This is a genomic window from Sulfitobacter sp. M85 (assembly GCF_029285915.1).
Taxonomy (GTDB): domain Bacteria; phylum Pseudomonadota; class Alphaproteobacteria; order Rhodobacterales; family Rhodobacteraceae; genus Sulfitobacter; species Sulfitobacter faviae.
This window is the reverse complement of the sequence record NZ_JABECQ010000005.1, coordinates 145,885-168,931: the sequence shown is the minus strand read 5'-3', so window position 1 is coordinate 168,931 and position 23,047 is coordinate 145,885. Positions and strand designations below refer to the sequence as shown.

Annotated in this window: 25 protein-coding genes and 1 tRNA gene; 8 read left to right on the top strand and 18 right to left on the bottom strand. The window is 63.1% G+C overall.

The window, feature by feature from the left end; all coding sequences use genetic code 11:
* Positions 1 to 52 precede the first annotated feature (52 nt).
* The 5 genes from HKX24_RS11570 to HKX24_RS11550 all read right to left on the bottom strand — a co-directional run bounded on the left by HKX24_RS11570 (position 53) and on the right by HKX24_RS11550 (position 4,599).
* Entirely contained in the window at positions 53 to 1,807 is a 1,755-nt protein-coding gene (locus tag HKX24_RS11570) for an acetolactate synthase 3 large subunit (protein ID WP_271693500.1), read from the bottom strand.
* A 389-nt stretch (positions 1,808 to 2,196) separates the two neighbouring features.
* Positions 2,197 to 3,015 (bottom strand): arginyltransferase, encoded by an 819-nt coding sequence (locus tag HKX24_RS11565; RefSeq protein WP_271693501.1) that lies wholly within the window; start codon positions 3,013 to 3,015, stop codon positions 2,197 to 2,199.
* A 72-nt stretch (positions 3,016 to 3,087) separates the two neighbouring features.
* Entirely contained in the window at positions 3,088 to 3,525 is a 438-nt protein-coding gene (locus HKX24_RS11560; RefSeq protein WP_271693502.1) for an RDD family protein, read from the bottom strand.
* A gap of 59 nt (positions 3,526 to 3,584) precedes the next feature.
* On the bottom strand, positions 3,585 to 3,992 hold the full coding sequence (locus HKX24_RS11555) for a DUF2852 domain-containing protein (protein WP_271693503.1): 408 nt from the start codon (positions 3,990 to 3,992) through the stop codon (positions 3,585 to 3,587).
* Positions 3,993 to 4,125: 133 nt separating this feature from the next.
* On the bottom strand, positions 4,126 to 4,599 hold the full coding sequence (locus HKX24_RS11550; protein ID WP_271693504.1) for a YbaK/EbsC family protein: 474 nt from the start codon (positions 4,597 to 4,599) through the stop codon (positions 4,126 to 4,128).
* 115 nt (positions 4,600 to 4,714) lie between these two features.
* Here HKX24_RS11550 and HKX24_RS11545 point away from each other — a divergent pair, with 115 nt between their 5' ends.
* From HKX24_RS11545 to HKX24_RS11530, 4 genes are all read left to right on the top strand, one after another.
* The gene (locus HKX24_RS11545; protein WP_271693505.1) at positions 4,715 to 7,516 is read left to right on the top strand and encodes a glutamine-synthetase adenylyltransferase; all 2,802 of its coding nucleotides are present in this window, start codon (positions 4,715 to 4,717) and stop codon (positions 7,514 to 7,516) included.
* Positions 7,513 to 7,776, top strand: a complete 264-nt coding sequence (locus HKX24_RS11540) for a hypothetical protein (protein WP_271693506.1) — start codon at positions 7,513 to 7,515, stop codon at positions 7,774 to 7,776. Before HKX24_RS11545 ends, HKX24_RS11540 begins: the two co-directional genes overlap by 4 nt.
* Before the next feature lie 62 nt (positions 7,777 to 7,838).
* Positions 7,839 to 9,065, top strand: a complete 1,227-nt coding sequence (locus HKX24_RS11535; RefSeq protein ID WP_271693507.1) for a class I SAM-dependent rRNA methyltransferase — start codon at positions 7,839 to 7,841, stop codon at positions 9,063 to 9,065.
* A complete protein-coding gene (locus HKX24_RS11530) occupies positions 9,065 to 9,616 on the top strand; it encodes a PIN domain-containing protein (RefSeq protein WP_271693508.1) in 552 nt (183 codons plus the stop codon). Before HKX24_RS11535 ends, HKX24_RS11530 begins: the two co-directional genes overlap by 1 nt.
* Before the next feature lies 1 nt (position 9,617).
* On the opposite strand, the gene HKX24_RS11525 is transcribed toward HKX24_RS11530, so the two are convergent.
* From HKX24_RS11525 to HKX24_RS11500, 6 genes are all read right to left on the bottom strand, one after another.
* Positions 9,618 to 10,301, bottom strand: coding sequence for a M48 family metalloprotease (locus tag HKX24_RS11525; protein WP_271693509.1), 684 nt, complete (start codon positions 10,299 to 10,301; stop codon positions 9,618 to 9,620).
* 72 nt (positions 10,302 to 10,373) lie between these two features.
* Positions 10,374 to 10,805: an OsmC family protein gene (locus tag HKX24_RS11520; RefSeq protein WP_271687561.1), complete on the bottom strand. Its 432-nt coding sequence runs from the start codon at positions 10,803 to 10,805 to the stop codon at positions 10,374 to 10,376.
* A gap of 71 nt (positions 10,806 to 10,876) precedes the next feature.
* On the bottom strand, positions 10,877 to 12,064 hold the full coding sequence (locus tag HKX24_RS11515; protein WP_271693510.1) for a VWA domain-containing protein: 1,188 nt from the start codon (positions 12,062 to 12,064) through the stop codon (positions 10,877 to 10,879).
* Positions 12,064 to 12,234 carry an apolipoprotein acyltransferase gene (locus HKX24_RS11510; protein WP_067262001.1) on the bottom strand — a complete coding sequence of 57 codons (171 nt, stop codon included), beginning with the start codon at positions 12,232 to 12,234 and terminating at the stop codon, positions 12,064 to 12,066. The genes HKX24_RS11515 and HKX24_RS11510 overlap by 1 nt, the downstream gene beginning before the upstream one ends.
* 27 nt (positions 12,235 to 12,261) lie before the next feature.
* Positions 12,262 to 13,632, bottom strand: a complete 1,371-nt coding sequence (locus tag HKX24_RS11505; RefSeq protein ID WP_271693511.1) for a DUF2927 domain-containing protein — start codon at positions 13,630 to 13,632, stop codon at positions 12,262 to 12,264.
* 223 nt (positions 13,633 to 13,855) lie between these two features.
* The gene (locus HKX24_RS11500) at positions 13,856 to 14,695 is read right to left on the bottom strand and encodes a MoxR family ATPase (RefSeq protein WP_271693512.1); all 840 of its coding nucleotides are present in this window, start codon (positions 14,693 to 14,695) and stop codon (positions 13,856 to 13,858) included.
* 169 nt (positions 14,696 to 14,864) lie between these two features.
* Between HKX24_RS11500 and dksA the strand changes: the two genes are divergently transcribed.
* The gene (gene dksA, locus HKX24_RS11495) at positions 14,865 to 15,287 is read left to right on the top strand and encodes an RNA polymerase-binding protein DksA (protein WP_067262021.1); all 423 of its coding nucleotides are present in this window, start codon (positions 14,865 to 14,867) and stop codon (positions 15,285 to 15,287) included.
* A gap of 59 nt (positions 15,288 to 15,346) precedes the next feature.
* Positions 15,347 to 16,513: an FAD-dependent monooxygenase gene (locus tag HKX24_RS11490; protein WP_271693513.1), complete on the top strand. Its 1,167-nt coding sequence runs from the start codon at positions 15,347 to 15,349 to the stop codon at positions 16,511 to 16,513.
* Between the two features lie 33 nt (positions 16,514 to 16,546).
* Here the strand turns inward: HKX24_RS11490 and HKX24_RS11485 are convergent, their stop codons facing one another.
* The 4 genes from HKX24_RS11485 to HKX24_RS11470 all read right to left on the bottom strand — a co-directional run bounded on the left by HKX24_RS11485 (position 16,547) and on the right by HKX24_RS11470 (position 19,709).
* The gene (locus HKX24_RS11485) at positions 16,547 to 17,596 is read right to left on the bottom strand and encodes an ornithine cyclodeaminase (RefSeq protein WP_271693514.1); all 1,050 of its coding nucleotides are present in this window, start codon (positions 17,594 to 17,596) and stop codon (positions 16,547 to 16,549) included.
* A gap of 14 nt (positions 17,597 to 17,610) precedes the next feature.
* Positions 17,611 to 18,534 carry an arginase gene (rocF, locus tag HKX24_RS11480; RefSeq protein WP_271693515.1) on the bottom strand — a complete coding sequence of 308 codons (924 nt, stop codon included), beginning with the start codon at positions 18,532 to 18,534 and terminating at the stop codon, positions 17,611 to 17,613.
* Positions 18,535 to 18,666: 132 nt separating this feature from the next.
* Positions 18,667 to 19,134 (bottom strand): disulfide bond formation protein B, encoded by a 468-nt coding sequence (locus tag HKX24_RS11475; protein WP_271693516.1) that lies wholly within the window; start codon positions 19,132 to 19,134, stop codon positions 18,667 to 18,669.
* The gene (locus HKX24_RS11470; RefSeq protein ID WP_209218107.1) at positions 19,131 to 19,709 is read right to left on the bottom strand and encodes a YqaA family protein; all 579 of its coding nucleotides are present in this window, start codon (positions 19,707 to 19,709) and stop codon (positions 19,131 to 19,133) included. The genes HKX24_RS11475 and HKX24_RS11470 overlap by 4 nt, the downstream gene beginning before the upstream one ends.
* A 126-nt stretch (positions 19,710 to 19,835) precedes the next feature.
* On the opposite strand from HKX24_RS11470, the gene HKX24_RS11465 reads away from it, so the two are divergent.
* Positions 19,836 to 19,919, top strand: a tRNA-Leu gene (locus tag HKX24_RS11465).
* Between the two features lie 67 nt (positions 19,920 to 19,986).
* Here HKX24_RS11465 and HKX24_RS11460 read toward each other — a convergent pair.
* Positions 19,987 to 20,943 (bottom strand): hypothetical protein, encoded by a 957-nt coding sequence (locus HKX24_RS11460; protein WP_276154018.1) that lies wholly within the window; start codon positions 20,941 to 20,943, stop codon positions 19,987 to 19,989.
* A gap of 258 nt (positions 20,944 to 21,201) precedes the next feature.
* Between HKX24_RS11460 and HKX24_RS11455 the strand changes: the two genes are divergently transcribed.
* A complete protein-coding gene (locus tag HKX24_RS11455) occupies positions 21,202 to 21,747 on the top strand; it encodes a YaeQ family protein (RefSeq protein ID WP_271693582.1) in 546 nt (181 codons plus the stop codon).
* Positions 21,748 to 21,794: 47 nt separating this feature from the next.
* On the opposite strand, the gene HKX24_RS11450 is transcribed toward HKX24_RS11455, so the two are convergent.
* Positions 21,795 to 22,271, bottom strand: a complete 477-nt coding sequence (locus HKX24_RS11450; RefSeq protein WP_276154016.1) for a hypothetical protein — start codon at positions 22,269 to 22,271, stop codon at positions 21,795 to 21,797.
* Positions 22,272 to 22,398: 127 nt separating this feature from the next.
* Positions 22,399 to 22,965, bottom strand: a complete 567-nt coding sequence (locus HKX24_RS11445) for a carboxymuconolactone decarboxylase family protein (protein ID WP_271693584.1) — start codon at positions 22,963 to 22,965, stop codon at positions 22,399 to 22,401.
* Positions 22,966 to 23,047: the final 82 nt, after the last annotated feature.

Genomic DNA, 23,047 nt, shown 5'->3' with positions numbered 1-23,047 from the left:
TTCGTCGGAAATTTGAAAAATTACCGGGACGTTTTCTTTTAAAGAAAACGGGTTACACCAGCACCGAGCCTTTTGCGTCGATCACGCCTTGGGTCTCATGATCGCCCGGCAACAGCATTTCGTTATGCGCCTTACCGCTTGGGATCATGGGGAAGCAGTTTTCATGCTTCTCGACCAGACAGTCAAAGATCACCGGCCCGTCGTGGTTGATCATCTCCATGATCGCATCATCAAGGTCATCGGGGTCCGAGCAGATGATCCCCTTGGCGCCAAAGGCTTCGGCCAGTTTGACGAAATCGGGCAGGGCTTCGGACCAGCTTTGCGAATAGCGCTCACCATGCAGCAGTTCCTGCCACTGGCGCACCATGCCGAGCCGCTCGTTGTTGAGGATGAACTGTTTCACCGGCAGGCCAAATTGCATCGCCGTGCCCATTTCCTGCATGTTCATCAGCCACGAAGCTTCACCCGCCACATTGATCACCAGTGCCTCGGGGTGGGCCATCTGCACGCCGATGGAGGCGGGGAAACCGTAGCCCATGGTGCCAAGGCCGCCCGAGGTCATCCAGTGGTTCGGCTCCTCAAAGCCGAGGTATTGCGCGGCCCACATCTGGTGTTGGCCCACTTCGGTGGTGATATAACGGTCGTGATCTTTGGTCAGCGCTTCAAGCCGCGCCAGCGCGTGCTGAGGTTTGATCACCTTGCCGGATTGGTTGAACTTGAGGCAATCGATGCTGCGCCATTCTTCGATCTGTTGCCACCATTTCGCCACCGCCTCGCTATTGGTTTTGCGGCCGCGCGATTTCCAGACCTTCAGCAGATCTTCGAGCACATGGGCCACATCGCCGACGATCGGAATGTCGATGCGGATCACCTTGTTGATCGACGAGGGGTCGATGTCGATATGCGCCTTGGTGGATTTCGGGCTGAAACTGTCGATGACACCGGTGATCCGGTCGTCGAACCGCGCGCCGATGTTGATCATCAGATCGCAGTCATGCATCGCCATATTGGCCTCGTAAAGCCCGTGCATCCCGAGCATCCCAAGCCATTTCTCACCCGACGCCGGGTAGGCGCCGAGGCCCATCAGGGTCGAGGTGATGGGAAAGCCGGTGGCATCAACCAATTCGCGCAGCAACTGGCTCGCCGCCGGGCCGGAGTTGATGACCCCGCCACCGGTGTAGAAGATCGGCCGCTTCGCCGTCTCCATAGCCGCGACCAGTTCGGTGATCTCGGCCATGTCGCCCTTAACCTGCGGCTGATAGCGCGAGGTCGAGGGTTTGGGGGACTCGTAGTGGCCAGTGGCGAATTGCACGTCCTTGGGGATGTCGATCAGCACCGGGCCAGGGCGGCCATGTGTGGCGACATGGAAGGCCTCGTGCAGAGTGGCGCCAAGGGTGTCGGTCTCTTTCACCAGCCAGTTGTGCTTGGTGCAGGGGCGGGTGATGCCCACGGTGTCGGCCTCTTGAAAGGCGTCCGAGCCGATCATGAAAGTAGGCACCTGACCGGTCAGCACCACAAGCGGAATGGAATCGAGCAGCGCATCCGTGAGGCCCGTGACCGCATTCGTGGCACCGGGGCCGGAGGTGACCAGCACAACACCCGGCTTCCCGGTGGAGCGGGCATAGCCTTCGGCGGCGTGCACCGCCCCTTGCTCATGGCGCACCAGAACGTGTTTGATCGAATTCTGCTGAAAGACCTCGTCATAGATCGGTAGCACCGCGCCACCGGGATATCCAAAGACGGTGTCCACACCCTGGTCAATCAGGGCTTGGACGATCATTTTCGCTCCGGTCATCTGGCGTTTCATCTTGGGTGCTCCGTAAGGCAGGTTATTGCGATTGGCATAAAAAAACCCCCGGTCTGACGGGGGCGCATGGGAAGGATTATGGTCTACCGTTACCGGCCCATGCGCGTGTGTCTTACAATAATGACTAGGTCGGTCATCTTAAGGGTCCTCTAAGCGTGGCGTGAGATTAGGAGGGGGAAAGAGGGGCGTCAACAGCGAAATGGCGAAAATCTTGTGCGTCCGGCGGGATTATTTGTAGGTTTATTTCGCAGCACGCCTTATATGCGTTATTTTCGGAAAGATTTGATCGGCATAGCGTACTTTCCTGCATTTCCGGCGCGGTATCACACAAAACAAAACGGGCAGCCCAAGGGGCCGCCCGGTAATAGTGCCAAAATCAATAGGCTTCCTCAGCGCGGGCTGACATCCGGCAGGGTGATATTGGCCACCTGTTCGGCGATGGGATCGTTGCTGAGCGGATGCCGGTCGGGCACGAAACCCTCAGGATCACGCATCTTTTGCCACTGGCCCCCCATATAGACCTCAAGCCCTGAGAATTTGGCCTTATATCCCATCTTCTGGCTGCCGGGCACCCAATAGCCAAGATAGACATAAGGCAGCCCCGCCGCGCGGGCGATTTCGATATGGTCGAGGATAATGTAATTGCCCAGTCCGTTGCGGGGCCGGTCGGGGGTGTAGAAGGAATAGACCATGCTCACCCCGTCGCTCAGCACATCGGTCAGGCAGACACCGACGAGGGCATTGTCGGCCTCGGGGTCGGTATACTCGATCACCCGGCTGCGGATCGGCGTTTCCTCAATCATGGCAGCGAATTCGAACACATCCATATCCGCCATGCCCCCATCCGCATGGCGACTGTCGAGGTAGCTGCGGAAAAGGTCATATTGCTCTTCCGTGGCCCAAGGCGATGTCGCGCGGCGCTCAAGCCCTGCGTTGCGCTTCAGGATGCGGCGCTGACTTTTGCTGGGGCGAAAGGCGGCCACGTCAATCCGCGCGGAAAGACAAGCGGCGCAATCGGCGCAGGACGGGCGGTACAGGACGTTTTGCGAGCGGCGGAAGCCTTGGCTCGACAGGCTGTCATTCAGGCGTGCGGCATTATCGCCCTGAAGGGCGGTGAACAGCTTGCGCTCCATCCGGCCCTCCAGATAGGGGCAGGGTTGCGGCGCTGTGACATAGAATTGCGGTGTCAAAGGCAGTGTATGTCGCATGGGCTTCCAGCATTTATCGGGGGATGCTATCAACCACCCCCCGCGCCGCCAAGGGCAAATTTGCGTGATGCCCTAGCGGCTGAGCCGCCGGTTCACCGGCACGGTGCCAAGCGCCATGTCCGTGAGGCTCTGACGGCGGGCGGTGGTGCAGATCAACACGGCCGAGACGACCTGAATGATCGTGACCGTCATCGACAGCGAATAGCCGATGGTATGCAAAAGCGCGGTCATGAAATCGAAGGGTCGGTCGCGGTGGTCGCGCAGCTCCATCGCCATCAGGCGCATCCCCCATGTGGCCGAGCCGCCGCTCAGCGTGGCCACCCGGTAGGCAAAGCCCACCACCAGCGTCAGAAAGGGGAAAAAGAACAGCCCCGTAAAGGCCGTGAAGGGCAGGATCAGCACGCAAAAGAGCAGGACAAGGGTCACATCGATGACCCAAGCCAGCAGCCGCTTGCCAGCGATGCCGTCATAGAATTGCGGGTGTAGGTCGGGGTCTGGGGTCTGGGTCATGTCTTGTCCTGCGAAAGGCCCCCCGGGCCGGATGCCGGGAGGCGGGGGTCGGGGTGCGATCAGGCGTTTGTAGCCGTTTCGTCCCGCTTGGCACGCTCGTCCATGAACTGGTCGAACTCGGCCTTGTCCTTGGCTTCGCGCAGACGCTCAAGGAAGGCTTCGAAGTTGTCCTGCTCTTCCTCCAAACGGCGCAGGGTGTCGGCCTTATAGGCGTCGAAGGCGCGGTTGCCGGTGCTGCGCGACATCATCGCGCGGCTGGATTTGCGGCTGCAGGATTTCGAAGAGAACATGCGTTTGCTCCAAGTCATATAGGCAAGAAGGGCGAGGCCGAGGGGCCAGAAGAAGATGAAGCCGAGCACCATGGCGGCGATCCATGCGCCTTTGCCACGCGCGTCCATCCAGGCTTCGGTCCGGGCCAGCCAGCTGCTGCGGGGGGAATAGGTCGGGTCGGTGGTCACTGTCGTCATTGTTGAGCCTTTCGGTCGTGACGGGCCTGTCGCCGGCCCGGGCGTTTCGGATAATGTGAATGTCTTTCACATTGAATAGATCGGAACGCCGAACCCGTTTCGCAAGGGGCTATGTGAATGTTTTTTACATTATTTAGGAAGCGACAGTGAAATCAGCGACTTGCGCACCGGAAAGCTGCGCCATCTTCTGGGGTTCAAGACAGAAAACGTGATGGGGCGTGCCCGCAGCGGCCCAGACCAGCGGGAATTGCAGCAGATTGCGGTCAAACCAAGCGCGCGGCGGCGTGATATGCCCCAAAGGCGCGACGCCGCCGATGGCAAAGCCGGTCTGCGCCCGGATCAGCGCGGCATCGGCCTTGCCCAAAGGCTCCCCGGCCAATGCCGCGGCACGCTCCAGATCGACCTGCTGTGCGCCCGCGGTGATGAAGAGCAGCGCCGCCCCGCTGTCTTCGCCGCGCAGAACGATTGATTTCGCGATCTGGTCAACCGCGCAATCAAGCGCCGTGGCCGCATCCACCGCCGTCCGCGCCAAAGCCGTCTCGCGGATTTCCGGCGTCACCCTCGCGGCCTCCAGCGTGGCGCGGACCCGTTTCAAACTCTTGCTCATTTCCTGCCCCTTTTCGCATCGCGCCCCCTCAGGGCGCGCGCCAAAGTCGTAGCAAGCCAGTGCCCTGCCGCAACCCCCATTGACGCCGCTTGGATCAGCCCGCAAAGCTGGCCCCATGACAGACCCATCTCTCGCCGCCCGGATCACCCGTTCCCCCCGTGTCTATCACCGCGAACGCGCGCAGGATGCGGCGGCGCTAATGCCCGATCTTGCGCCAGAGTTGCGCGAAATGATCTCGGCTGCGGCCTCTACCGCGCCCTATCTGATGGCGCTTCTGGAGAAAGAGGCGGGCTGGCTGAGCGCGGCGGTGGCAAACCCCGAAGCCGCTCTGGCCGAGAATTGCGCGGCAGCGGCGGAACTGGCCCCCGACCGGCTTGCCGATGGGCTGCGGCAGGGCAAGCGGCGTATGGCGCTGCTGACCGCGCTGGCCGATCTGGGTGGGGCATGGTCGCTGGAAGAGGTGACCGGGGCGCTGACGGAATATGCCGATGCCGCCTGCGGCGCGGCCCTGCGCGTGGGGCTCGCGGCACAGATCAAACGCGGCAAGCTGCCGGGCATGACGATGGACGATTTTTCCGATTGCGCCGGCATGGTCGTCTTTGCCATGGGCAAGATGGGCGCGGGGGAGCTGAACTATTCCTCCGACATCGACCTCATCTGCCTTTTCGACGAAAGCCGTTTTGCGCCTGATGATTTCCACGCCGCCCGCAGCGTCTTCGTCAAAGCCACGCGCGCCATGTCTGCCACGCTGAGCGAGAACACCGCCCAAGGCTATGTCTTCCGCACGGACCTGCGTCTGCGCCCCGACCCGGCGGTCACCCCCGTCTGCATCGCGATGGAGGCGGCGGAGCGCTACTACGAAAGCCTTGGCCGCACATGGGAGCGCGCGGCCTATATCAAGGCCCGCCCCGCAGTGGGCGACATCGCGGCAGGCGAGGCGTTTTTGCAATCCCTGCGCCCTTTCGTCTGGCGCCGCCACTTGGATTTCGCCGCGATCCAAGACGCGCATGACATGCGGCTGGCGATCCGTGAGCACAAGGGCTTGGGCGGCCCAATCACCCTGCCGGGCCATGACATGAAACTGGGCCGGGGCGGCATCCGCGAGATCGAGTTTTTCACCCAGACCCGGCAGCTCATCGCCGGGGGCCGCGATGCGGAGCTGCGGCCCCGTGGCACGCTGGCGGGATTGCGCGTGCTGGCCGACAAGGGCTGGGTGCCCGAGGAGGTGGCCGCGACGCTTGGCGATCACTACCGCGCGCACCGCACGGTCGAACACCGGTTGCAGATGGTGCAAGACGCCCAGACCCACACGCTGCCGCGCAATGATGCCGATTTCGACCGGCTGGCCGCCATGATGGATATGGATGTCAAAGACTTGCAGGCTGATCTTCATGCGCGACTTCAAGCTGTGCACGACCTGATCGAAAGCTTTTTCGCCGCCACGAGGGAAGAGCCGGAAGCCGCGCGCCCTGCGCATCAATTCGACACTTCGGTGCTGGACCGTTGGCCCAGCTACCCCGCGCTGCGCTCGGAGCGGGGTGCGGATATCTTCGGGCGGCTCAAACCGCTTCTGCTGGACCGTCTGGCGCAATCGGCCAAGCCGGATGAGGGGCTTTTGGCCTTTGACGGTTTTCTCGCGGGATTGCCTGCCGGGGTGCAGCTCTTCTCGCTTTTGCGGGCCAATCCGCAACTGGGCGATCTCTTGGTGGATATCGTCGCCACCTCGCCCGCACTGGCCACGCATCTGTCGCGCAACTCCGGCGTCTTCGATGCGGTGATCGGCGGGGATTTCTTCTCGGACTGGCCGGGGCAGGCCAAGCTGACGGAGATGTTGCAGGAACATCTCGCGGCGGAGGCGGATTATGAGTTGCGCCTTGATGGCACCCGCCGTTGGGCGCGCGAATGGCATTTTCGGATCGGCGTGCATCTGCTACGCGGGTTGATCGACGCGGCCACAGCCGGACGGCAATATGCCGAACTGGCTCAGGCCGTCTTGCAAGCGCTTTGGCCTGTGGTCGTCGATCAATTCGCAACACGCCATGGCCCGCCCCCGGGACGCGGGGCGGTGATCCTCGGCATGGGATCGCTCGGGGCCGGGCGGCTCACGCCGACCTCTGACCTTGATATGCTGGTGATCTATGATGCCGATGGGGTGGACAGTTCCGATGGCCCCAAACCGCTTGCCACACGCAGCTATTACGCGCGGCTGACCCAAGCGATGATCACCGCGATGACCGCGCCGATGGCCCAAGGCAAGCTTTATGACATCGACATGCGCCTGCGCCCTTCGGGAAATCAGGGACCGGTGGCGACCAGTCTCGCCAGTTTTGAAAGCTATCAGAAAGAGCAGGCGTGGGTGTGGGAGCATCTGGCCCTCACCCGCGCGCGGGTGATCGCGGGGGCCGAGGATCTGGGCCGTGATGTCGAAGCGCTCTGCAAAGATATCCTTGGCCGTGCCGCCCCGCGCGACAAGGTGCTGAGCGAGGTCGCCAAGATGCGCCGCCGCATTGCCGCCGCCCGAAGCCCCAGCGGGCCGCTCGACGCCAAGACCGGCGCGGGCCGTTTGCAAGACATCGAACTCTTCGCACAAGCCGGCGCGCTCATCGGGGGCACCGGCGCGCGTGAGATCGACGCGGGGCTTGCAGCTGCGCAAAGTGAAGGCGTGATCGATGCCGAAGGAGAGGTCGCGCTTTCTTCGGCCTATACCGACGCTTGGACCCTGAACTGCGCCGCGCGGCTGCTCTCGGCCAATCCTATCGACGCTGGGGCCATGGGGCAGGCGGGGGCGAGTTTCCTCTGCCGGGTGCTGGAATGTGACGACCTCTCGGCGTTGGAGCGCAAGATGCAGGAGGATTACGCGACGGCTGCCGAGATCATCGACGCAGCGCTGCCAGCGGCGGGGCAGGAGGAAGCATGAGCGATCCCGATGACCCAAAGGGCCTGATCCGCGAATCCTACCGGATGGAGGGGATCGGCCCCGCCGAATGCCGCAGCATCTTCCTTGATTGGGCCCTGAGCCTGCCCGACGGACACGACAGCGCCGCCGCCATCAGCCGATTGCTGGAACGGCACCGCGCCGCCGCAGATCACCCGATGACCCAAGTGCTGCGCGAGGGGCAGACGACGCTGACCACCCCGCGCCGTCGGGGCGGCTGGCGGGGCAGGGCGCGCAACTGACCGCCGATCGGGGCTTGCGAAACCTCTTTCCCCAGCCGCGCGAACGCAGTACGAGGGGCGCTATGACAACGCCCCAAACCCCCTCCGCCCCGCAGCCTGCCACACGTCCCGTGGTGCGCCTATTGCCCAAGGCCAACGCCCGCGCCATCCGCCACGGCTTTCCTTGGGTCTATGCCAATGAATTGGTCACCGACCGCCGCACGCGGGGCCTTGCCCCCGGCACGCTGGCGCTGTTGGAGGATGCCGAGCGCAAGCCCATGGGGCTGGTCGCGGTCAATCCGAATTCCAAGATCATCGCCCGGATGATCGACCAAGATGCCGAGGTGCAGGTTGATCAAGCATGGTTCGAGGCCCGCCTCAATCGTGCACTAGCCCTGCGCAGCCAACTCTACGATCAGCCCTATTACCGCCTGATCCACGCCGAAGCCGACGGCCTGCCGGGTGTCATTATCGACCGTTTTGGCGATACCTGCGTGATCCAGCCCAACGCCGCTTGGGCCGATGCGCTGCTTGAGCCGCTCGTCGCCGCGCTGCAATCGGTGACCGGTGTGACCAATGTGCTGAAAAACGCCTCTGGCCGGACCCGCAAGCTTGAAGGGCTCGACGATGCCTCGGCCACGCTTGCGGGCGATACGCCCGAAGGCCCGCTGCCCGTGCCGATGAATGGCGCGACTTATATGGCCGACCTTACCGGCGGGCAGAAAACCGGTCTGTTCTATGACCAACGACCCAACCACGCCTTTGCCGCCAACCTCGCGCGGAATGGCGCGCGGGTGTTGGATGTCTTCTCCCACGTTGGCGGCTTCTCCCTCGCAGCACTTGCGAATGGCGCGTCCTCTGCGTTCGCCGTCGACGGTTCCGCCCCCGCGCTGGAACTGGCCGAGGCCGGGGCCGCCGCGATGAACATGCAAGACCGTTTCGCCACCCGCCAAGGCGATGCTTTCGATGTGCTCACCGCCCTGCGGGACGAGGGCGAGACTTTCGACGTGGTGATCTGCGACCCGCCCGCCTTTGCCCCCTCGCGCCAAGCGGTCGACGCAGGGCTTCGTGCCTATGAACGCGTCGCGCGGCTCTCTGCGCAGCTGGTGGCAGAGAATGGCATTCTGGGGCTCTGCTCTTGCTCCCATGCCGCTGATCTGAACCAATTCCGCACCGCCTCCGTCCGCGGCATCGGTCGGGCCGGACGCCGCGCCATGCTGCTGCACACCGGTTTCGCCGGGGCGGACCACCCGCAACTGCCCCAGCTTGCGGAAAGCGGCTACCTCAAATCGCTGTTCTTCCGCCTGTGATGAAAGCGCGCCCCCGCGTGCTGATCGACACCTGCGTGCTTTACCCCACGGTGATGCGCGAAATGGTGCTCGGCGTGGCCGCAGGGGGCGCGTTCGAGCCGATTTGGTCGGCGCGTATCTTAGAGGAATGGGCCCGAGCGGCGGTCAAGCTTGGCCCCGAGGGCGAAGCGCAGGCACGGGCCGAGATCGCGCTGCTGCGCGGCAACTGGCCCGGGGCCGAACGCGAGGCTTCCCCCGGTCTGCAAGCGCGGCTTTGGCTGCCGGATGAGAATGACATCCATGTGTTGGCCGTCGCCGTGGCCAGCAGCGCCGATATGATCCTGACGCTGAACGCCAAGGACTTCCCGCGCCAAATCCTCGCCGAAGAGGGGCTGAGCCGGGCCGATCCCGACAGCTACCTACACGGCATCTGGCAGGCGACGCCGGAGATGGTCGCCCCCGTGGCCGAAGCCGTTCTGCAAGAGGCGCGGCGGCTTTCGGGGGCGCCATGGGAAATGCGCGCGCTGTTGAAAAAGGCGCGGCTGCCCCGGCTGGCAAAGGCTTTGGGCTAGATCAGCCGTCCCACCGCAACTGCATCTGGCGCAGCTTGTCGATCCGCTCTTCCGTCTTTGGATGGCTCAGCAACCACGCAGGCGGACGGTTGCCGCCGGATTGGCTGAGCGCGTCGAGCTTTTCAAACAGGGAGATTTGCGGGCCAATGCCGATCCCGGCTTTGGTGAGCAGCGCGGCGGCATAGGCGTCGGCCTCATATTCATCGTTACGCGACAGCCGCGCGGCAAGCAGGCTGGTCAGCCCGCTGGCGATCCAGACGCCGATGCCGGGAATGAGCCGCCCCAGCACCATCGCAAGGGCAGTGCGCAGGGCGTTCTGGCCCGAGAAATCAATCATCCGGCGACGCGAATGGCCAAGCGCGACATGGCCCAATTCATGGGCGATGACGCTTGCCAATTCTTCAGCCGTTACAGCACCTTGGCGGAATTTGTTATAGAAGCCGCGGGTAATGAAAATCCGCCCATCGGGGGCCGCTAGCCCGTTGACGGGTTCGATCTCATAGAGATGCACCTTGATGCGCGGCAGGTCGAGCGCGCGGGCCATGCGGTTGCTGATCTCGTTCAACTTCGGATCGACCAGCGGCGTCGATTTCGCATCCAACTCCCGCGCCGTGCGCCAAGCCGAAAAACGGTACATCGCCAGCGCATAGAGGATGGCGAGGAGGATGGGGATAACGCGGATCATGCGCCCAATATGGGGAGCGGGGGGACCGGGGGCAAGCGGCCATGGCCTGCGCCCCGGTCGTATTCTTGGCGATCAGACGAGTTTCGCGTCCATCGTGATCTCAGCCGTCAGCAGTTTGGAGATCGGGCAGTTCTCCTTGGCGGTTTTGGCCGCCTCATCGAAATCTTCCTGCGACGCGCCGGGGATGCTGGCCTCGACCGTCAGATGCACTTTCGGCACATGAAAGCCGCCGTCTTTCTCTTCGAGATGCACCTCGGCCTTGGTCTCGATGCTGTCAGGCGTCAGGTCGCTTTGGCCAAGGATCATCGACAGGGCCATGGAAAAGCAAGAGGCATGGGCCGCACCGATCAACTCTTCGGGGTTGGTGCCTTGCTTGCCCTCGAAACGGGTGTTGAAGCCATAGGGCTGGTCGGACAGCACGCCGCTTTCGGTCGAGACATGGCCATTGCCCTCTTTAAGCGAGCCTTCCCATTTCGCGCTGCCGGATTTGATGATCGGGGACATTCTATTTCCTTCCACATTGCTTGCCTTCGTCCCCTGAGGTGGCGCGGCGCGGCAGGCTGTCAAGGAAGGGGTTAGCGCGTCATGGTCTTGATGCCCCGGCTCAACCCTTCGAGCGTCATGGGCACCATGGCCTCGGGGCCGAAAATCTCTTGGATCATCGCGATGGATTGGGTGTAGCCCCACTGCCGTTCGGGGACGGGGTTGATCCACAGGTGGTTTGGCCATTGGTCGCGCGCACGCGCCAGCCATGTGGCTCCGGCCTCGGCGTTCCAATGTTCATTCGCGCCGCCCGGATAGGCGATCTCATAGGGTGACATAGAGGCATCGCCCACGAAAATGCATTTGTAGTCAGACCCATAGCTGCGCAGCACCTCATGGGTGGGGATCTGCGCGTCCCAGCGGCGGCGGTTGTCGCGCCACACGCCTTCGTAGAGGCAGTTGTGGAAGTAGAAATGTTCGAGATGTTTGAACTCGCCCTTCGCGGCGCTGAAGAGTTCTTCGACCACCTTTACATGCGGGTCCATCGAGCCTCCGATGTCGAGAAACAGCAGCACTTTCACCGCATTGCGCCGCTCGGGCCGGGTCTTGACGTCGAGATAGCCGTGTTCCGCCGTGGCGCGGATCGTGCCGTTCAGGTCAAACTCTTCCGCCGCGCCATCGCGCGCCCAACGGCGCAGGCGTTTCAGCGCCAGTTTGATGTTGCGTGTGCCGATCTCGACATTGTCGTCGAGGTTGCGAAACTCGCGCTTGTCCCAGACCTTGACCGCGCGTTGGTGGCGGCTTTCCTTTTGGCCAATGCGCACGCCTTCGGGGTTGTAGCCATAGGCGCCGAAGGGCGATGTGCCCGCCGTGCCGACCCATTTGGAGCCGCCCTGATGCCGGCCTTTCTGTTCCTCAAGCCGCTTTTTCAGCGTCTCCATCAGCTTGTCGAAACCGCCCATGGCTTCGATCTCGGCCTTTTCCTCGGGCGTGAGGTGCTTTTCGGCCATCTTGCGCAGCCAGTCTTCGGGCAGGTCCACGGCGTCGAGCACATCGTCGAGGCTGATCTTCTCCAACCCTTTGAAGGCGGCGGCGAAGGCGCGGTCGAACTTGTCGATGTTGCGCTCATCTTTGACCATCGACACGCGGGCGAGATAGTAAAACGCCTCCACGTCATAGGTCGCAAGCCCCGCGTTCATACCTTCGAGAAAGGCCAGAAACTCCCGCAAGGAGACCGGGACATTGTGGCGGCGCAGCTGATCGAAGAAGGGCAGAAACATCAGACGCTCAATGCGCGGTCCAGCAGAACCGTGGCGATCATGCCGACGATGAGAAAGGCCATGCCATAGCCCGCGGCATATTGCGCGATGTCCTTGCGGTTGCCGCCGCGTTTGCGCGCGGTCAGCCCGCCGATAATCGCGCCGATCAATGCCAATCCGAGTGCTATCATAACCTATTGCCCGTTTGTTTCGCGGGCCTATCCATTGCGCGGGTTCAGGCTTGCGATCTCGCGCAGCTTGGCCCGCACGGCCCAGTCAGGGCCAAAGCCGTATCGCGCCCAGCCGATGCTGTCCAGCCTGACGCGGCGCGCCTCAATGCCGCGGCCTTCGATCTCAAGCGCTTCGGCCCTAAGCAGCATGAGCGTGGCCAGAAGGGCGGCGTTTTCGCTGGCTTTTGCCACGGGCAGATGCGGCTCGATCAGGGCCAGCGCGCCCGCGCCGTCGCCGATGGTCACCGCATAGCCCGCCCGCTGGGTGGCAACATAGGCGCGGTGCAGCGTGGTGCCGGGGGTGCGGGCATAGAGGGCGTCAGCGGTATGATAATGCGCTTGTGCCGCGGCCGGGTCGGTCATTTGCGTGACGCGGCCCATGGCGTAATGCGAAAAGGCGTGGCGGTTGTCCTGCCAGCCCTGCGTCTCGGCAATGCGCAGCGCGTCACGGGCGGCCTTCAACCGGGCGTTGCGGCCCACGTCGCGGCCAAGCGCGGTCTGGATCGCACGGCTCCAGACCTGCGGCGTGGCGCGGGCGGGGCGGGGGGCGACGGTGCCGCCTGCGGGGTTCACCCGCGCCAGAATGCCCGGCAGACGGGCGGCGACCTCTTCGCGGCTCATGCCCGAGCGCAGCGCGGGGTCATAATAGATGCGCAGTACCAGCATGTCGAAACCGGTCAGCACCGTATGCACATTGTCGTCGTTAAAGACCGAATCCGGCAGGCGGTAGAGGTCGTTCAGGGGCCCAAGCGCTTGGGCCAGTTCCTCATGCAGGCAGTCGCGGCTTTCTTGCGGGCTCACATCATTGGGCAGGAAGATCGCTAGCTTGCGCCGCTCGGTCAGGCGGGTCCAATCGGTGGCGGGCGAGCGGCGTGCGCGGCGGTATTCCTCAAGCGTGCTGACGTTTGGCACCACGAAACAGGCCGCCTGCGGCAAGAGCCGCCGGATTTGGGCGCGCTGCACCGCTTGAATGGTGATGCTGGCCTCTCCGCCCGTGACCTCACGCAGTTCGATCCCGGCCTCGCGGCGCAGACGGGCCAGCAGACGCGCAAGGTCCGGCCCCAGTGTGGCAGGCGGTTGGCCCAGAACGCGCAGGGTGATCGGCCCCTCGAAACGGGTCAGAACGGGCAGGGCGCGGCCACTTTCCATCCGGAAGGACAGGTCGAGGAAATCCTCCGCCAGCGCGGCATTCGACACATGCGGCTGAGCGGGGCGGGCTTGGGTGAACTGCTTCATCGGGGGCAGGGTGCTGTCGGCGATGACCGCACGGGTTGCCACCTCGGAATGCGAGGCGGGCACGCAGGCGTTCAGCAGCAGCATCAGCGGCAGGATCAGCCGCGCCTTCACGCTGCGCCTCATGCGCCGGGGCCTCATGCGCGGGGGCCTCTCTGCTTCCCTGCGTGGGCTGGTCTATCCCAATATGCGCGTGGCGCGGTTGTTGATTGTCCTTGCATCTGCCTGCCCCATCGGTCGTTTGAACCCGGGTCTTTGCGCCCGTGATTGACCTCAGCCTAGGCAGGCGAAAAATCAAAAGCGAGGAAAATACCCGCTTTTGACGTAAAGTCGCATTTGTGTTGCCGCCCTACCGCTGGCGACGCGCCATGAAGGCCAGCCGCTCGAACAGATGCACGTCTTGTTCGTTCTTCAGCAGCGCGCCGTGCAGCTTGGGCAGGGCGTTGGGGCCGTCCTTGGCAAGATCTTCGGCGTCCATATCCTCGGCCAGCAAAAGCTTCAGCCAGTCCAGCACTTCGGAGGTCGAGGGTTTCTTTTTCAGCCCCTGCTGTTCGCGGATCTCGTAGAACTGCGTCAGCGCGGTGGTCAGAAGCTGTTGCTTGATGCCCGGATGGTGCACTTCGACGATCTGTTTCAGCGTCTCCATGTCGGGGAATTGGATGTAGTGGAAGAAACAGCGGCGCAGGAAGGCGTCGGGCAGTTCCTTTTCGTTGTTCGAGGTGATGATGACGATGGGGCGCTGACGCGCGCGGATCGTCTCGCCCGTCTCATAGACGAAGAATTCCATCTTATCGAGTTCCTGCAACAGGTCGTTGGGAAACTCGATATCGGCCTTGTCGATCTCGTCGATCAAGAGCACGACCTTCTCGTCCGCCTCGAAGGCCTGCCAAAGCTTGCCCTTGCGGATGTAGTTCTTCACGTCATGCACGCGCTCGTCGCCCAACTGGCTGTCGCGCAGACGGTTCACGGCGTCATACTCGTACAGGCCCTGCTGTGCGCGGGTGGTCGATTTGATGTTCCATTCGATCATCCGCAGGCCCAAAGCGTCGCTGACCTGCCGCGCCAACTCGGTCTTGCCGGTGCCGGGCTCGCCCTTCACCAGCAATGGCCGCTCCAGCGTCACCGCCGCATTTACGGCAATTTTCAGGTCCTCGGTGGCGACGTAGTCTTTGGTGCCTTGGAATTTCATCTTGTTTTCAACCTCGTGTGACGGGCGCTTGATCCTTGGCCTTTAACCAAAAATCAAAGGGATTGTGTAGTGACAATTGTTACCCGCTCAGATAGACGCTGCGGCAGGGGACGATGTCGGGAGACAGGCCTTTTTAATGTCTGAGTTGAAAAACGCCGGGGAAAAACAAATGAAGCAGGAAATCTTCCTGCCGGACGACTATCGTCCGGCCGAGGACGAGCCATTCATGAATGACCGTCAGCTTGAGTACTTTCGGCGCAAGCTGATCAACTGGAAAGCGGAACTTTTGGCAGGCAGCCGCGACACCATCGAAACACTGCAAGACGGCACCCGGAACATCCCGGATGTGACCGACCGCGCCTCGGAAGAGACCGACCGCGCCTTGGAACTGCGCACCCGGGATCGGGCGCGTAAACTGGTCGGCAAAATCGACGCGGCGCTGCGGCGGATCGACGAGGGAGAGTTCGGTTACTGCATGGTCACCGGCGATCCGATCTCGCTCAAACGGCTGGACGCGCGGCCCATCGCCACTATGACCCTTGAGGCGCAAGAGCGTCACGAGCGGCGCGAGAAAGTCCACCGCGACGACTGACATTACCTGAAACACCACACGCCGGGGCAAATGCTTCGGCGTTTGTGGTTGGGGCGCGAATGAAACCTTCCAATGCGATTGTCGTGGGCGGCGGGATCGGCGGGCTGGCGCTGGCCACAGCGCTGGCGCGGCGTGGCGTGGCCGTGACCCTGCTCGAACAGGCCGCGCGCTTTTCCGAGATCGGTGCCGGGTTGCAGATCAGCCCCAATGGCCTTGCCGTGCTGCGCGGGCTGGGGCTTGAGCGCGGGTTGGCGGCGCGCGGTGCGGTGCGCGGGCAGGCGGTACGGCTTTGCGATTATGCCAAAGGCGGCCAAGTGGCCCGGCTGGACCTGACCCGCCTGCCGGAGGATCAGCGTTATTATTTCCTCCACCGTGCCGATTTGGTCGATCTGCTGCGCGAGGCCGCGCAGCGCGCCAACGTCAGCTTTGAGACCGATGCGCAGGTCGCCTCCATCCATCCCGGCGCGCTGCCACAGGTGCAGATGGCCCGCGGCGGGCGGCGGCGGGCGGAACTGGTGGTGGCCGCCGATGGCATCCACTCGGTCGGGCGGGTGCAGTTGAACGGGGCGGATCAGGCCCGTTTCTCGGGGCAGGTCGCGTGGCGGGCGCTTATTCCCAACGTGGTCAATCATCCGCCCGAGGCGCGGGTCACCATGGGGCCGGGGAAACATCTGGTCAGCTATCCGCTGCGCGAGGGGCGCATGGTCAACCTCGTCGCCGTGGAAGAGCGTGACGATTGGGCCGCCGAAGGCTGGCACCACAGCGACGATCCTGCCAACCTGCGCCGCGCCTTTGCCGGTTTCGGCGGTGAGGCCGCGCAGATGTTGGAGGCGGTAGAGGAGGTCACCCTCTGGGGGCTGCACCATCACCCCGTTGCCGCCAATTGGCAGGCAGAGGGCGTCGCGCTTTTGGGCGACGCGGCCCATCCGACACTGCCCTTTCTGGCGCAGGGCGCCAATATGGCGTTGGAGGATGCATGGGTCTTGGCCGATTGCCTGACCCGCCATCCGCGCGACGCGGCGCTCACCGCCTATCAGGCCGCGCGCATCGACCGGGCGCGGCGCATCGTGAAAACCTCCGAAGGCAACGCCACCCGCTATCACCTGCGCTCAGGTCCGATACGCTTTGCGGCCCATACCGGGCTGCGCATCGCCTCAACGCTGGCGCCCGGCGCGATGCTGCGGGCCTTCGATTGGCTCTATGCCCATGACGTGACGAAAGGGTAGAGGCCGCCGCGGAAGAACGGCGGCCCCAAACACTCAACCCGCGCGTTGCAGCATGCCAAACAGGTCGCGCGGATCATCCGGGTCGGCCAGCAGGTCGAGCGGTTGGAACAGCCCGGTCTCAGCAATCTGGTCGCGGACATAGCGCAGGGCCGAGAAATCTTCGATCGCGAAGCCCACGGAGTCGAACAGGGTGATCTGTTGCGCATCGCGGCGGCCCTCGGCCTGACCGGACAGCACCTGCCAGATCTCGGTGACCGCGTGATCAGGTTCCAACTGCTGAATCTCGCCCTCGATCCGTGTTTGCTCGGGGAATTCGACGAAGATGTCCGAGCGGTGCAGGATGGCGGGCGCGAGTTCCGTCTTGCCCGGACAGTCGCCGCCGATCGCGTTGATATGCACGCCGGAGCCGACCATATTGTCGGTCAGGATCGTGGCATATTGCTTGTCCGCGGTGCAGGTCGTGATGATCTGCGCGCCCATGATCGCCTCCTCGGCACTGTCGCATTCCACGACCTTCAGCCCCGAGCCCGCCAGATTGCGCGCGCATTTCGCGGTCGCCGCGCGGTCGATGTCGTAGAGCCGCACCTCGTCCACGCCGCAGATCGCCTTCATGGCGAGGCTCTGGAACTCGGACTGCGCGCCGTTGCCGATCATCGCCATGACCCGGCTGCCCTTGGGCGCCAGCAGCCGCGCCACCACCGCCGAAGTCGCCGCCGTGCGCAGGGCGGTGAGGATCGTCATCTCGGTCAGTAGCACCGGATAGCCGTTGGCCACATTGGCCAAAAGGCCAAAGGCGGTCACGGTCTGGAAGCCGGTCTTGGTATTGTCGGGGTGGCCGTTGACGTATTTGAAACCGTAGACATCGCCGTCCGAGGTCGGCATCAATTCGATCACGCCCTTCTCGGAATGGCTCGCCACGCGGGGTGTCTTGTCGAAAAGCTCCCAACGTTTGAAATCGGCTTCGATGTAGTCGGCCAGGCCGCGCAGCATCTCTTCGACGCCGACATGGTGGATCAGCTTCATCATCTGGTCGACGGAAACAAAAGGCACCAGCGCCTTGTCGGAGGGTTTGAGGTTGGTCATCTTGGGGTCTCCAATCAATATGCGCGTGTGGGGCGGTCAAAGACGCGGCGGCCAAAGGCCGAGGCGGTGAGGTCGACCATCAGCTGCGCGGTGCGCCCGCGTTCATCGAGGAAGGGGTTCAGCTCCACCAGATCGAGCGAGGTCATCAGACCGCTGTCCGAAAGCATCTCCATCACCAGATGCCCCTCGCGCACGGTGGCGCCGCCCGGCACGGTGGTGCCCACGGCGGGCGCGACGGAAGGATCGAGGAAATCAACGTCGAGCGAGACATGCAGCATCCCGCCCGCCGCCGCGACCTTGTCGAGGAAGCGTTGCAGCGGCTTGGCAATGCCGCTCTCGTCGATCTCGCGCATGTCGACGTAAGTAACGGTGGTTTCCTGCAAGGCGCCACGTTCGGCGGCATCGACGGAGCGCAGCCCGATCATGGCGATATTGTCATGGGGCAGGGGGCTGTCGATCACGGGGAAGCCGTCAAAGCCCTCGCGCCCGGTGACATAGCCCAAAGGCGTGCCATGCAGATTGCCGCTGTCGCTGGTCTGGGGCGTGTGGAAATCCGTATGCGCATCGAGCCAGAGCACGAAGAGCGGGCGGCCCGCCTTCTCGGCGTGGCGCATCGCGCCCAGCACGGTGCCAAGCGCCAGCGCGTGGTCGCCACCCATGAAGATCGGCAGCCCGTCGTCCATCGCCGCATCGGCGGCGGCGGCGAGGCTCTCGGTCCAGGCGATGGTCTCTTCCAGCGCATGCAGTTTGTCGTGCTCCTTGGCGTGGAAGGGGGCAGGGGCCACGTTGCCGCGGTCGGTCACGCTATGGCCAAGGTCGCGCAGCGCCCGCTCCAGCCCCGCGGTGCGGTAGGCGTCCGGCCCCATCAGGCAGCCGCGACGGCGCTTGCCGCTGTCCAGCGGAACGCCCAGCAAAATACAGTTCTGTTGGTTCGACATGGGGGACTCCTGAGATGTTTGATCTCAGATAATCCGCGCATCTGTCGAACGACAAGCCGTCAAACTGTCCGTTTCGGGGGTGTTTTTGGCAAACTGTAAGGTCGTCTGTCCAGTTTGTCAGGCTCTCGTCTTTCAGGCCGTCTTCCGCGCGGCGGCGACCCAAAGGCCGACCAAGATGAAAGAGAAAATCGCGTTCCACCCGGCCATCGACAGGCCCAGAAACTGCCAGACGATCTCATCGCACATCACCAAGCCGCTGGGGCCTTCGGTCGACAGCAGCGACCCGCCATCGAGGCTTCCCAGATCCATGCCGCCGCCGGTGCAGGAACTTGGCCCGGGCCACCAGCCCCATTCCACACCGGCATGAAAGACGCCAATCAACGCGGTCACCGCCGCCGCCAAGGCGCCGAGCCAAGCCAGCACGCGCGGCCCGCCAAGCAGTACGATTGCCCCGATCAGCACCGCCGCCGCATGGGGCCAGCGCTGCCAAAGGCACATCTGACAGGGCGCGTAGCCGCCCAGATGCTGAAACCCGAAGGCCCCCAGCAACAGCGCGGCCGAACCGAGCATCGCCAGCAAAGTCAATGTCTTACCCGTCATAGAACCTTCACCACCATGAAGCCGCCGATCAGCAGGGCGACGGCCAATGTGAACATCAAACCCAAGCGCCGTTCAATGAAGTCTCGGATCGGTGCGCCAAAGCGCCACAGCAGCCCCGCGACGACAAAGAACCGCAGCCCGCGGGCGAGAATCGAGGTCATGATAAAGGTGCCAAGCGGCATACCCGTCCAGCCCGACATGATGGTGATGACCTTGTAAGGGAAGGGGGTGACCCCGGCGACCAGCACCGCCCAAAAGCCCATGTCATTGAACCGGGTCGAGAATTCCGCCATCGCATCGGTCTTGCCCAGACTTGCAAGGATCGGCTGGCCGAGGTTCTCAAAGGCCAGCGCGCCGATGGCATAGCCCAAAAGCCCGCCCAAGACCGACGCGAGCAGCGCCACCCCGGCGATCAGCCAAGCGCGATTTGGCCGCGCGATGATCATCGGGATCATCAGGATGTCAGGGGGGATCGGAAAAAAGGAGCTTTCGACAAAAGCGACAACGGCAAGCGCCCAAAGGGCATGGCGGTGTTGGGCCAGGCCCAGGGTCCAGTCATAAAGGCGGCGGATCATTATCGGGGGCTCCGGCTGTTTTGAATGCCTCACCATGTCGCGCGTCCAAGGTCAAGCAACTGGGCGCGCAGCGCGGGTGAAAATCCACTTGCTCCTGCCGCTTTTGCAGGCTACATCGCCCTACGTGCCCAAGTGGCGGAATGGTAGACGCAGGGGATTCAAAATCCCCCGCCGCGAGGCGTGCCGGTTCGAGTCCGGCCTTGGGTACCACCTTTTCCAAAAGGTTTTCCGCATAGTCGTATGAATGATCCCGGTGCTTTGCGCCTCTTAAGCCCGTTCATCCTTCGCGCCAAAACCCTGCGATCACCTCCTGCGCCACCTTATTCTGCACCGTAAAATCAGTGTCCCCTGCGCCGCCGCCTTCGGGGTCGGTGAACCAACGCCAGATCCAGACGTCTTGAATCCCGCGGGCCTTGAGGGCGCGGAGCCAGCGACCCAGCACCTCCGCCTGAAGCGCCGTATCGGCGGGGGCGGCGCGTTCTTCGGCGCTTTCCCATGGGCGCGCGGTCGCGCCTTCGGCGGAGCGGAGGCCGATTTCCGCGATCCAGATGGGTTTTGCGTGTTTTCGCGCCACGGCGGCGACACGGTCCAATTCTGCGGTAATGGCGCGGTCCCAATCGGTCGGCGCGTCCGGGGCGCCTAGAACGGGGTAGAGGGATACCGCCACGGCATCCAGTTCGGGCCAGAAGGCGATCTTCTCGGCCTCGTCGGCGCCGTGGGCGACATAGGTGAGCTTTCCGCTGAAAAGCGCGCGTATCTCGGCGATGGTGTCGCCCCATTGCGCCGCCCCCGATACGCCGCGCAATTCGGTGCCGAGAACGAGCACGTCGGCGCCGTTGCGCTCTGCCGTGACGGCGATGGCGCGCAGAACCTCTGCGTAGGCGGCGTGCCATGCGTCTGCGCTGTCCGGCTCGGGGGCTATCGCGCCGGCCCAGCTTTCGGGCACCCAAACATGGGGCTTGACGATGGCGGCGAGCCCCGCGGCGTGCAGCTGCGCGATCCCGGCGGCGATCCTGTCATGGGGCAGCGCATCCCCCAAGACGATGGCGCTGGAGCTGGGCGAAGGCTGCCATAGGAAGGGGATCACCGTCGCCGCCGTCGCGCCCGTGTCACGCAGCCGCGCGATGCTTTGGGCGGCGGCGGGGCTGCCGAAGGGAGCGTTCGGCGTCTCGATCAGGTTGAACCCGCGTAGGATGCCACCCGCCTCTTGGGAAAATGCCGCTGTCGCAGTCAAAGCGGTAGAGCCGAGGGCCCAGAGAAGCGTGCGACGGTCGATCATGGGGCTAGGGTAGGGTGACTTCCCCTGCCGCACAACGGCATGCTGGCGAAGACGCGTGGTCTTTTGGGCGCTGCCCCGGGCCAAATAACATCAATTTCGCGCAAAATTGGCGGGTTTTTACCCGCCGGACCCGCGCAGAGCCCAGTGATAATTCCCTTTCCCCGGTCGGCCCAAGCGCGTAGGCAGCGCCTACCTTGGAAAACGAGACATATCATGGCGCAAAATGCCACCATCTACAAAGTCGAGCTTTCGGTCTCGGACATGGATCGTCATTATTATGAGACCCATAAGCTGACCATCGCCAAACACCCCTCGGAAACCGATGAGCGCCTGATGGTGCGGCTGGTGGCCTTTGCCCTTAACGCCCATGAGCATCTGGAGATGACCAAGGGCCTCTCTACGGATGATGAGCCGGACATCTGGCAGAAGAGTCTGAGCGGTGAGTTGGACGTTTGGATCACGCTCGGCTTGCCGAGTGAGAAGGTCCTGCGCCAGTCCTGCAACAAAGCGGCCAAGGTGGTGGTCTATCCCTATGGCGGCAAAACGGCGGAGGTCTGGTGGGATAAGGTCAAGAACAGCACCACCCGTTTTGACAATCTGGACGTGGTGAACCTGGCCGAGGGTGACACCAAGGCGCTGGCGGAACTGGCCAGCCGGGCGATGAAGCTTCAGGTGATGATCCAAGACGGCGAGGTGACGGTCAATCTGGAAGAGGCGCTGGTCACACTAACGCTTAATCGATGGAAAAGCGCCGCCTGATTCATACTGCGGGCGCGTCAGGGAGCAATTCACCTGCCGCGCTCGATTTACGCCGTTTGTTTGCGTTGCAGGGCCGCGATGACATAGCCGATCACCATGGCCATCCCGACATGTCCGACAAAGGATGACTGCGTGTAAGCCCCAAATCCCATCATAAAGCTACGCCCGATCAGTGGTGCCAGAAGCCCCTGTGCGACAAACCAAAGCACAAGACCCGACAGCGCCCCTGGCAGCACTAGCCCCAGCCGCGTCAAGCGATGCGCGAGCCAGACCGTGGCTGAAAAGCCTGCGATGCCAATGGCGATATGCAGCACAAACCCAAGCCAATAGGGCAGGGTAACCCCGATAAGCTTAGCAATTGCTACGACAAGGTTCGCCGGGGCGAGTGCGACGCCAAAAAGGAGAGGGGACAGCAGCCAAGCATAAAGCTCAAAGGCGATTTCACCGGGAAGCCCTGCCAGTACGAGGGTGCGAAGGGTCTGAGTGAGGGGCATGGTGGCGGTTCTCTTGAAGAAGGACAGCACATTTGGACCACCCGCACCCAATCAGGCGATGGGGCAGATATCTGTCGGCCATGGAAGGGAGAATGGGCGCGCTACGTCCGCGCGAAGGCGAAAAAAAAGGCGCGCCTCTATGGGCGCGCCTTTAAATTTAAACGTCGAGCTTCTTGTCGCCGCGTTTCCATGCCAGCGGCTGGAAAACCTCATCCACCGGGGTTTCGGCAACGTGGTTGACGTAGTTGGAGATGGTTTTCTGCGCCATGCCGAGGATCACGTCCAGCACCGCGCGGTGGCCATAGCCTGCGTCGAAAAACGCCTGCATCTGCGCGTCGGAAACGAAGCCGCGGTTGCGCGCCATCTGCACGGTGAAGGTCCGCAGCGCTTCGAGTTTGGGCGTCGGCAGGGCCGTTTCATTGCGCAGCGCGTCGCTGATCTCGTCCGAGACCTTCATCATCTTGGCGATGCCGGTGTGGGCGGGCACGCAGTAGTGGCACTCGTTCTCGACGTTGATCGACTGCCAAACCACGGTCAGCTCTTCGGCGTCGAACTCGGTCTCGGTGAAGAGCTTGTGCAGCACCTGATAGCCTTCATAGGCCTGCGGGCTTTCGGCCAGCACCTTGTGCAGACCCGGCAGGCGGCCAAAGGCCTTTTGCGATTCTTCCAGCAGCGGCTTGGAGGCTTCGGGCGCGGTGTCTTGGTCGTGGGACGGGAAAGTCATGATGTCTACCTTTGTAAATCGTTGATATCCGTCATTTAGGCTTTCTTGAACGATCACTCAAGTATATATTTGAGTGATCGTT

Coding starts and splice junctions, on each gene's coding strand:
- HKX24_RS11570 (WP_271693500.1), bottom strand. CDS start 1,807: ATGAAACGCCAGATGACCGGAGCGAAAATGATCGTCCAAGCCCTGATT.
- HKX24_RS11565 (WP_271693501.1), bottom strand. CDS start 3,015: ATGCGACATACACTGCCTTTGACACCGCAATTCTATGTCACAGCGCCG.
- HKX24_RS11560 (WP_271693502.1), bottom strand. CDS start 3,525: ATGACCCAGACCCCAGACCCCGACCTACACCCGCAATTCTATGACGGC.
- HKX24_RS11555 (WP_271693503.1), bottom strand. CDS start 3,992: ATGACGACAGTGACCACCGACCCGACCTATTCCCCCCGCAGCAGCTGG.
- HKX24_RS11550 (WP_271693504.1), bottom strand. CDS start 4,599: ATGAGCAAGAGTTTGAAACGGGTCCGCGCCACGCTGGAGGCCGCGAGG.
- HKX24_RS11545 (WP_271693505.1), top strand. CDS start 4,715: ATGACAGACCCATCTCTCGCCGCCCGGATCACCCGTTCCCCCCGTGTC.
- HKX24_RS11540 (WP_271693506.1), top strand. CDS start 7,513: ATGAGCGATCCCGATGACCCAAAGGGCCTGATCCGCGAATCCTACCGG.
- HKX24_RS11535 (WP_271693507.1), top strand. CDS start 7,839: ATGACAACGCCCCAAACCCCCTCCGCCCCGCAGCCTGCCACACGTCCC.
- HKX24_RS11530 (WP_271693508.1), top strand. CDS start 9,065: ATGAAAGCGCGCCCCCGCGTGCTGATCGACACCTGCGTGCTTTACCCC.
- HKX24_RS11525 (WP_271693509.1), bottom strand. CDS start 10,301: ATGATCCGCGTTATCCCCATCCTCCTCGCCATCCTCTATGCGCTGGCG.
- HKX24_RS11520 (WP_271687561.1), bottom strand. CDS start 10,805: ATGTCCCCGATCATCAAATCCGGCAGCGCGAAATGGGAAGGCTCGCTT.
- HKX24_RS11515 (WP_271693510.1), bottom strand. CDS start 12,064: ATGTTTCTGCCCTTCTTCGATCAGCTGCGCCGCCACAATGTCCCGGTC.
- HKX24_RS11510 (WP_067262001.1), bottom strand. CDS start 12,234: ATGATAGCACTCGGATTGGCATTGATCGGCGCGATTATCGGCGGGCTG.
- HKX24_RS11505 (WP_271693511.1), bottom strand. CDS start 13,632: ATGAGGCGCAGCGTGAAGGCGCGGCTGATCCTGCCGCTGATGCTGCTG.
- HKX24_RS11500 (WP_271693512.1), bottom strand. CDS start 14,695: ATGAAATTCCAAGGCACCAAAGACTACGTCGCCACCGAGGACCTGAAA.
- dksA (WP_067262021.1), top strand. CDS start 14,865: ATGAAGCAGGAAATCTTCCTGCCGGACGACTATCGTCCGGCCGAGGAC.
- HKX24_RS11490 (WP_271693513.1), top strand. CDS start 15,347: ATGAAACCTTCCAATGCGATTGTCGTGGGCGGCGGGATCGGCGGGCTG.
- HKX24_RS11485 (WP_271693514.1), bottom strand. CDS start 17,596: ATGACCAACCTCAAACCCTCCGACAAGGCGCTGGTGCCTTTTGTTTCC.
- rocF (WP_271693515.1), bottom strand. CDS start 18,534: ATGTCGAACCAACAGAACTGTATTTTGCTGGGCGTTCCGCTGGACAGC.
- HKX24_RS11475 (WP_271693516.1), bottom strand. CDS start 19,134: ATGACGGGTAAGACATTGACTTTGCTGGCGATGCTCGGTTCGGCCGCG.
- HKX24_RS11470 (WP_209218107.1), bottom strand. CDS start 19,709: ATGATCCGCCGCCTTTATGACTGGACCCTGGGCCTGGCCCAACACCGC.
- HKX24_RS11455 (WP_271693582.1), top strand. CDS start 21,202: ATGGCGCAAAATGCCACCATCTACAAAGTCGAGCTTTCGGTCTCGGAC.
- HKX24_RS11445 (WP_271693584.1), bottom strand. CDS start 22,965: ATGACTTTCCCGTCCCACGACCAAGACACCGCGCCCGAAGCCTCCAAG.